The 9,193-nt window shown below is 71.7% G+C and carries 2 protein-coding genes; both read right to left on the bottom strand.

Annotated features, from left to right (window positions below; all coding sequences use genetic code 11):
- On the bottom strand, positions 1–5,080 hold a 5,080-nt coding region (locus tag AB0P17_RS42795; RefSeq protein ID WP_365820472.1), incomplete at its 3' end, for an amino acid adenylation domain-containing protein.
- 132 nt (positions 5,081–5,212) lie between these two features.
- Positions 5,213–9,055 (bottom strand): amino acid adenylation domain-containing protein, encoded by a 3,843-nt coding sequence (locus AB0P17_RS42790; RefSeq protein WP_365820470.1) that lies wholly within the window; start codon positions 9,053–9,055, stop codon positions 5,213–5,215.
- Between the last annotated feature and the right edge of the window lie 138 nt (positions 9,056–9,193).

The raw sequence follows: 9,193 nt of genomic DNA, 5'->3' as shown, positions 1-9,193 counted from the left end.
CCACCCGCGACTCCACCCCAACACCCTCGCCAACCAGCCACCCCGCCAACCACTCCACCCGCTCCGCCAACTCCCCATACGACAGAGACACTTCGGCACACACCACCGCAATCCGGCCAGGAGACGACATCACGCGGGACTCCACCAGACCCCACAGGGAAACCCCCGCCGCACGACCGCCTACGCCCGACACGCCCCAGTCGCCCGCCAGCACATCCCGCTCGGCGCCCGAGACCAGCCCCACACCGCACAGCCGGCGCCCCGCGCCGCCACCCACGACCACACCGGCCAGCTCCAGCCAGTGCCGGCACAGCCTCTCCACCAGCACACCGTCGAACAGGTCCGTGCTGTATTCGGCCGCCGCGAGCAGCCGCCCGTCCTGCTCGGAGAACGCGAACGTGATGTCGAACTGGGACGCGCCCCTGACCGACGGGATCGCCTCGGCCCGCAGGCCGGGCAGGTCGAACTCCGCGTGCGGCGTGTTCTGGAGCACGATCATGGCCTGGACCAGCGCGGTCCTGCTGGTGTCCCGCTCCGGGGAGAGCTCCTCGATCAGCTTGCTGAACGGGACGTCCTGGTGGGCGAAGGCATCCAGTACGGTCGTACGGACCCGGGAGAGCAGCTCCTCGAAGGTCTCGGACTCGTCGATCTCGGTCCGCAGAACGAGCGTGTTCACGAAGAACCCGACCAGGTCCTCCAGCTCCGGCCGCTCCCGGCCGGACACGCCTGTGCCGAGGGCGATGTCCGTCCGGCCGCTGTAGCGGGCCAGCAGCAGCTGCGTCACCGCTGTGAGCACCATGAACAGGCTGGCGCCCCGGTCACGGCCGAGCGCCGTCAGGCCGCGCGTGAGCTCTGCCGGGACCTCGAAGGTGTGCAGGGCGCCGGCCGAGGTGCGGACCGCCGGGCGCGGCCGTGACGTCGGCAGCTCCAGCGGCTCCAGGCCCGCCAGCCGCCCGCGCCAGTAGTCGAGTTGGCCGTCCAGCGCGGCGCCGGCCAGCCGGTCGCGCTGCCAGACGGCGTAGTCGGGGTACTGCACCGGGAGATCGGGAAGGGCCGGGCGCTCTCCCCGTACGGCCGCGGCGTAGAACTCGCTCAGCTCGCGAGTGACGACCCCCATCGACCAGCCGTCCGTGACGATGTGATGCATCGTCAGCATGAGCGTGTACGTGCCGTCGCCCTCGTCGGTCGTGGCGAGCAGTACGCGCAGCAGGGGTCCGGTCCGCAGGTCGAACGGCTGCGCCGCCTCGGCGCGGAGTACGGCGTCCAGCTCGGCGTCCGTGGCGGGGGCGGCTGTCCGTACCGGCACCTCCACCGTGTCGTGGACCAGTTGGGTCCCCCGGCCGTCCACCGTCTCGAAGGTGGTGCGCAGCGCCTCGTGGCGGGCGACGAGGCCCGCGACGGCGGTGGTCAGCGCGGTGCGGTCCAGTCTGCCGGTCAGCCGGAGGGTGCCGCAGACGTTGTACTCGGCGGCGCCGGGCGCGAAGTCGTCGAGGAACCAGAGGCGTTCCTGGGCGAAGGAGAGCGGCAGCCGGCCGTCTCGCGGCGCCGGTGCGATCGGCTCGTACCGGCCGGCCGTGGCGGCGGGCGCGTCCGTGCCGGTCGTCGGAGCCACGGACGGCTCGGCCCCGGCCGCGGCCCCGGCCTCGGCCGCGAGCAGGCCGTCCACAACGGCGGCGAGGTCGGCGAGCCGGGGTGCCTCGAAGAGGTCGCGTACGGTGAGTTCCGCGCGCAGGCCGTTCCTGATCCGGCTGATCACCCGGGTGGCGAGCAGGGAGTGTCCGCCGAGCGCGAAGAAGTCGTCCTCGGCGCCGACCCGTTCGGTACCGAGCACCTCGGCCCAGATGGCCGCGAGCGCCGTCTCCGTGGCGGTGCCCGGCGCGACGTACGCGGCGGAGTCCGCCCAGTCGGGGGTGGGCAGCGAGCGGCGGTCGAGCTTGCCGCTGGAGGTCAGCGGAAGGGTGTCGAGCGGAACGAACGCGGCGGGCACCATGTAGTCGGGCAGGCTCTGCCGGACGAGGTCCCGCAGTGCGCGCGCCGCCGGCAGGGAATGCCCCTCGGCCGGTACGACATAGCCGGCCAGGCGCGCCGTGCCCTGGCCGTCCTCCCGTACGACGACCGCGGCGTCGGCGACGGCTGGGTGCAGCCGCAGGGCGGCCTCGATCTCGCCGGGTTCGATACGGAAGCCGCGCACCTTCACCTGGTCGTCCGCGCGTCCGAGGTGTTCCAGGGTGCCGTCGGTGGCCCAGCGGACGAGGTCGCCGGTGCGGAAGAGCCGTCCCGAGGCGTCGAACGGGTCGGCGACGAACCGTTCCGCCGTACGGTCGGGCCGGTTGGCGTACCCGCGTGCGAGCCCGGCTCCCGCCACGTACAGCTCGCCCGGCACCCCGCGCGGGACGGGCCGGAGCTTCGCGTCGAGCACGTACACCTGGTTGTTCCAGACGGGCTTGCCGATCCGCACGTCCGGTCCGTCCGCCTCCCACACCAGGCTGTCGGCGCTGATCTCCGACGATCCGTAGAGGTTGAGCAGCCGTGCGTGCGGCAGCCGTGCGCGGAAGCGGGCGGCGAGCGCGCGGCTCAGTGGCTCACCGCTGCTGATCCAGCTGGTGCAGGAGGCGAGGGCGGCCGGGTCGACCTCGTCGAGGAGGACCGACAGCAGGCTGGGGACGAGGGTCAGCCGTTCGACGCGGTGGCGCTCGATGAGTGCCGCCAGGGCGAGGGGATCCTTGGCCTCGTCGTCGGAGGCGAGGACGATGCGGCCGCCGTGGACGAGTGTGCCGAGGATCTCCGTCGCGCTGTCGAGGAAGCTGACGGAGCTCTTCGCGCACACCACGGCGTCGCGCCACTCGGGGTAGGTCTCGGCGAACCACGCCCAGCGGCTGAGCAGCCCGCCGTGGAGACCGAGGACCCCCTTGGGCCGGCCGGTGGAGCCGGAGGTGTAGATCACGTAGGCGGTGTTGCCCGCGGCGACGGCCACCTCGGGGGTACGGGTCGGCAGCCCGGCGATCCGCTCGCGCAGCCGGTCGACGTGGACGACGGTGCGGAGTGTGACGGGGGTGTGGGGTGTGACGGGGGTGTGGGGTGTGACGGGGGTGTGGGGTGTGACGGGGGTGTGGGGTGTGACGGGCACGTCGCCGCCGCTCGGAGTCGCTTCGGGCAGCAGCCCGGCGAGCGTATCCACCGTGACCGCGACGCGGACTCCGCTCTCCGCGAGCATCCACGCGACGCGGTCGCGCGGCAGCGCCGGGTCCACCGGCAGGTAGGCGCCGCCGGCCTTGAGGACGGCGAGGATGGCGACGACGAGATCGGTGTCGCGCGGCAGGCAGATCGCGACCGGATCCTCGGGGGCGACGCCGCAGTCGAGCAGGTGGTGTGCCAACTGGTTCGCGCGTGCGTTGAGTTGGCGGTACGTGAGGGACTCGCCGCTCGCGCTGGTGAGGGCGGGCGCGTCGGGCGTACGGGTGGCCTGCTCGGCGAAACGCGCCGGTATCGTGCCCTCGGCCGCCTCGGGACGGGTGTCGGACTTGCCGTCGGCGAGGAGACCCGCCAGTTCACCGGGGGCGAGCAGCGCGGCTTCGGCCAGGGGCCGTCCGGGGTCGGTGACGACGGCGTGGGCCAGGGCGATGAAGTGCCGGCCCATGCGTTCGACGGTGGCCGCGTCGAAGAGGTCGGTGCTGTACTCGATGGCGCAGTGCAGTTCCTCCCCGCTCTCCTCGAATTCCCAGCTCACCTCGTACGGTGATTCCTGACGGGCGAGAGTTCCGCGCTCGACCCGCAGGCCCTCGAAATCCCCCGACTCGGTGGGGGTGTTCTGAAGCACCACCATCGACTGGACGAGTGGTGTACGCGAGGTGTCGCGTTCCGGAGCGAGGATTTCCACCAGCCGCTCGAAAGGAACGTCCTGGTGTTCGAATGCCGCCAGTACGGTTTCCCGTACCTGAGCGAGATATTCGGTGAACGAACGGCTCTGATCGATCCGGGACCGCAGCACGAGAATATTGATGAAGAAGCCGACGAGATTCTCCACCTCGGCGCGCTCTCGTCCGGGTACGGCGGTGCCGACCGCGATGTCGTTCCGGCCGCTGCGCCGGGCCATGAGGAGCTGAGTCACGGCGGTCAGGGTGACGAAGAGGCTGGCGCCCCCGTCCTGGCCGACGGCGCGCAGCCCGGCCGCGACATCGGCTGGCAGCGTGAAGGCATGCACGGCCCCCGAACCCGAACCCGAGCGCGAACCCGAACCCGAGTCCGAACCCGAACGCGAGTCCGAGCCCGAACCGACGGTCACCCCGGGGGTCGGGCGCGGCCGGTCGGTCGGCAGTTCCAGGGGCTGGATGCCGTCCAACTGGGCGCGCCAGTAGTCGACATGGCGGCCGAGCGCGTCGCCGGAGAATCGGGTCCGCTGCCAGGCCGCGTAGTCCGCATACTGGACAGAGAGCGGCTCAAGTCCGGCCGCGCCGAGGTCTCCGCGCAGAGCGGCGGCGTAACTCGCCCTCACTTCACGGACGATGATCTCCATGGAGGCGCCGTCGGTGACGATGTGGTGCATCGCCAGCAGGAGCCGGTGCGTGTCCTGGCCGACGCGGACGAGCAGGACGCGTACCAGCGGTCCGGTCTCCAGGTCGTACGGTTCCGCCATCGCGCGGGAGATCAGCCGGTCGCACTCCTCCTCCAGGCCGGCCCGAACCTCCTCCGACGCTGTCAGGTCGACGTAGGTGAACGGCAGTTCCATCGCCGGATGGACGATCTGCCGCGCCACGCCCTCCTCCGCCGCGAAGGTGGTGCGCAGCGGTTCGTGCCGCGCCACGATCGCGTCCAGCGCGGCGCGGAGCGCGGCGATGTCCAGCGGGCCGGTGAGCCGCAGGCTGAGCCCCGAGTTGTTCTCCGTGGAGTCACGCTGGTACTCCGTCATGAACCACAGCCGCTGCTGGGCGAAGGAGAGGGGGAGCGTCCCGTTCCGGTCCACCGGCCCGATGGTGTTGCGGTTCCGGCCGCTCGCGCGCCCCGCGAGCCGGCTCCGGAGTTTCTCCTGCACGTGTTCCGGCAGCGAACTGATCCGGGCCTCGCGCGAAGACGCGGCGTCCATGGAAAGCTCCCTCACATCCACATCATGAAAACAAGCAGGCAGAAGCGCGCGTGCGCGGTCGACGGAACCGGATGTCTCCCGGTCCCGTCGACGCGCACGCGGATGACGCGTTGGTGTGTGTCCGGGCCCCTCCTAAAGGGCCACGTCCTCGCCGTTCTCGATTTCCGCGATAATCAACTCCTCGACCTTCCCGGCGAGTTGCTCAATCGTCGGGAAATCAAACATCACCCGTGCCGAGGGGTCGATGTCGAACACTGTCCGGACCCTAGCAATCACGCGAAGACTGAGGACCGAGTTTCCGCCCAGGCTGAAGAAGTCCTCCTCGACCCCCACCTGCCCGGGCTCCAGCCCCAGCACCTCGGCCCAGATCTCCGCCACGGCCTCTTCCGTCGGAGTGCGCGGCGCCACGTATGTGCTCCGGCCGCCGTAGGCGGGGGCGGGCAGAGCACGGCGGTCGAGTTTGCCGTTCGTGGTCAGCGGCAGCCGCTCCAGCACGACGAACGCGGCCGGGACCATGTACTCCGGCAGAGCCTCGGCCAGCGAACGGCGCAGCGCGCCCTCGTCGAACTCCCGCCCGCCCGCGCCCTGTTCCGGAGCGCCCGCGTCCCCGCCTGCCGGGGCTTGTGCCGGCGCGCCCGCGCGTGTCCCGCCGCCGCTCGGCACGATGTACGCCACCAGCCGCTGGTCGCCGGGCTGATCCTCCCGTACCACCACGGCGCCCTGTGCCACGCCCGGGTGGCGCACGACCAGGGCCTCGATCTCCCCCAGCTCGATGCGGAAGCCGCGGATCTTCACCTGATCGTCGTTGCGCCCCAGGTAGTCGAGGCTCCCGGCGCTGTTCCAGCGTGCGGTGTCGCCCGTCCGGTACATCCGGGTCCCGGGCGGACCGTACGGATCCGCGACGAAGCGCCCGGAGCTGAGGCCGGGCCGCTCCAGATAGCCGCGCGCCAGACCGCCTCCGGCGATGTACAGCTCGCCCCGTACGCCCGGCGGCACCGGGCGGCAGGACGCGTCCAGGACGTATGCGCGCAGGTGGGGCAGTGCGCGACCGATCACACTTCCGGCGCCGGCCGCGGCGTACGCCGGTTCCGCGCGGCGGCTGGTGACATGCACGGTGGTCTCGGTGATCCCGTACATGTTGACGAGGACGGGTCCGCCGTTGCCGGACCGCTCCACCCACCCGGCGATACGCGTCCAGTCGAGCGCCTCACCGCCGAACACGACAGCCCGCAGAGCGAGTTGATCACGCGCGCCGGGCTGCGCGTCAATCTCTTCGGCGAGCCGGTAGAACGCCGAGGGGGTCTGGTTGAGTACGGTCACCCGCTCGTCGGCGAGGAGCCGCGCGAAGTCCGCGGGCGCCCGGGCCACGTCCCTGCCGACCACGACCAGCCTGCCCCCGTAGGCGAGGGCGCCCCACAGCTCCCACACGGTGAAGTCGAACGCGTAGGAGTGGAACATCGTCCACACGTCGTCCGCGCCGAACGCGAACTCCTGCTCGGTCGCGGCGAGCAGCCGGGCCACGTTCCCGTGTGAGACGACCACTCCCTTGGGCCGTCCGGTCGATCCGGAGGTGTAGATGACGTACGCGGCCGACTCGGCGCGGACGGCCGGCGCGTGCCGGTCTCCGCGGCCGGCGGCGAGCGCCCGCACCGTGTCAGGGGCGTCCAGCACCACCGTACGGGCGCCATCGGGCCCGGCGGGGATCGCGTCCGCGGTCTCCCGGGACGTGACCACCAGACCGACGGAGCTGTCCTCGAAGATGTACGCGATCCGGTCGGCCGGCGACGCCGGATCCACCGGCACATAGGCCCCGCCCGCCTTCAGCACGGCCAGGACGGCGACCACCAGATCGACCGAGCGCGGCAGGACCAGCCCCACCCGGGACTCGGGGCGGACGCCCCGGGCGGCCAGGTGCGCGGCGAGCCGCGTGGCGCGCGCGTCCAGCTCGCCGTAGCCGATGGTGGTGCCTACGTACGTTACGGCGGGCGCGTCCGGCGTGGCACGGGCCCGCTCCTCGAACATGGCGAGCGGCGACACGGCGGGGGTGCCCGGGTCCCCGCTCTCGTTCCAGGTGTCGAGGAGCCGGGCGCGCTCGTCGGCGGAGAGCGGGTCGTACTCCCGGAGGGCCCGGGCGGCCGGCACGTCGGCGGTCAGCAGATCGGCGGTCAGCAGATCGGCCAGGGTCAGCCAGTGCTGGACCATCCGCGCGATCGTGGCCCCGTCGAACAGATCACTGTGCACCGCCACGGCCTCCAGGCCGCCGCGCGCGCCGGGCTGGAACTCCAGGTGGAGATCGAACTGCGCGGTGTCGCGCGGCGGCAGGAACTCCTCCACGCGCACACCGGGGAGGTCGAAGCCGGCCCGTGGCGTGTTCTGGAGGACGAGCATGGCCTGCACGAGGGGCGTGCGGCTCGTGTCCCGCTCCGGCGACAAGGTCTCTATCAGCGTGCTGAACGGTACGTCCTGGTGAGCGAAGGCGTCGAGGACGGTGCTCCTCACCTCGGCCAGGAACGCGCCGAACGTGCACGACTCGTCCACCCGCGAGCGCAGCACGAGAGTGTTGGCGAAGAAGCCCACCAGCCCTTCGGTCTCGGCCCGCTCCCGGCCCGACACGACCGTGCCCAACGCGATGTCCGCACGGCCGGTGTAGCGCGCGAAGAGCAGTTGCGTGACCGCGGTCAGCACCATGAACAGGCTCGCGCCCTCGCGCTGCCCGGCCCGTGCCAGCCGTTCCGCCAGCTCCTCCGGTACGTCGAAGGCGTGCAGCGCCCCGGCGGCGGACCGCACCGCGGGACGAGGCCGGTCCGTCGGCAGTTCCAGCGGCTCCAGGCCGTCCAACTGGGTGCGCCAGTAGGTGAGATCGTCGTCCAGGGACGTCCCGGCGGCGAGCCTGTCGCGCTGCCAGACCGCGAAGTCGGGATACTGCACCGGCAGTACGTCGAGGTCGGGCTCCTCGCCCCGTACGGCGGCGGTGTAGAAGGCGCTCAGTTCGCGTGTGATCACGCCCATCGACCAGCCGTCGGTGACGATGTGGTGCATCGCCAGGACGAGTACGTGCTCCTGCTCGGAGACGTCCGCGAGCAGCACCCGCAGCAGAGGCCCCGTACGCAGATCGAAGGGCATGGAGACGGCGAGCGCCAACGCGTCGTCCAACCCGCCCGACCGCAGCGGGACTTCGACGGAGTCGTGCACGATCTGCACACCCCGTCCGTCGACGGAGCCGAAGGTCGTCCGGAGGGATTCATGCCGGGCCACCAGCCGCGAGACCGCGGTCAGCAGTGCGTCCCGGTCGAGATCCCCGGTGAGGCGGAGCGCGGTGACGACGTTGTACTCGACTCCGTCCCGGGCGAAGTCATCCAGGAACCAGAGGCGTTCCTGCGCGAACGACAACGGCAGGCCGCCCGCCGTCCGGGGAGCCGGAACTATGCCGGCCTCCTCGGGCTCGGGACGTACGGCCTGGGCCAGGCGGGCGACGGTGGGGTGGTCGAAGAGGGCGCGCGGCGAGAGCCCTGCCCCCAGCGCGGCCCGGATACGGGACACCACCTTCAGGCTGGAGATGGAGTCCCCGCCCAGCTCGAAAAAGTCGTCCTCCACCCCCACCCGCTCGACACCCAGAACCTCGGCCCAAACGGCTGCAAGAGCCCGCTCCGCCTCGGTGCGCGGGGCGACATACCCGTCCCCGGCCTCGAAAGACGGCTCCGGCAACGCCCGCCGGTCCACCTTCCCGTTGACCGTCAACGGCAACGCCTCCACCACCACGAACGCCGACGGCACCATGTACTCCGGCAGCAGCGCCGCCGTGTACTCCCGCAGCCCCTCCACATCCAGATCCCCGTCGGCCACCACATACGCCACCAACCTCTTCACACCCGGCCGGTCCTCCCGGGCCACCACCGCGGCCACACCCACCGACTCATGCCGCGCCAGCACCGCCTCGATCTCACCCACCTCGATACGGAACCCCCGCACCTTCACCTGACCATCACCCCGGCCCAGAAAATCCAGCCGCCCATCCCCACGCCACCGCACCACATCACCCGTCCGGTACAAACGCCCACCCGAACCGAACGGATCCGCAACAAACCGCTCCGCCGTCAACCCCGACTGACCGTC

Source organism: Streptomyces sp. NPDC088124 (assembly GCF_040685895.1).
Taxonomy (GTDB): domain Bacteria; phylum Actinomycetota; class Actinomycetes; order Streptomycetales; family Streptomycetaceae; genus Streptomyces.
The sequence above is the reverse complement of the archived record's forward strand: the minus strand, read 5'-3'. Positions and strand labels throughout refer to the sequence as shown.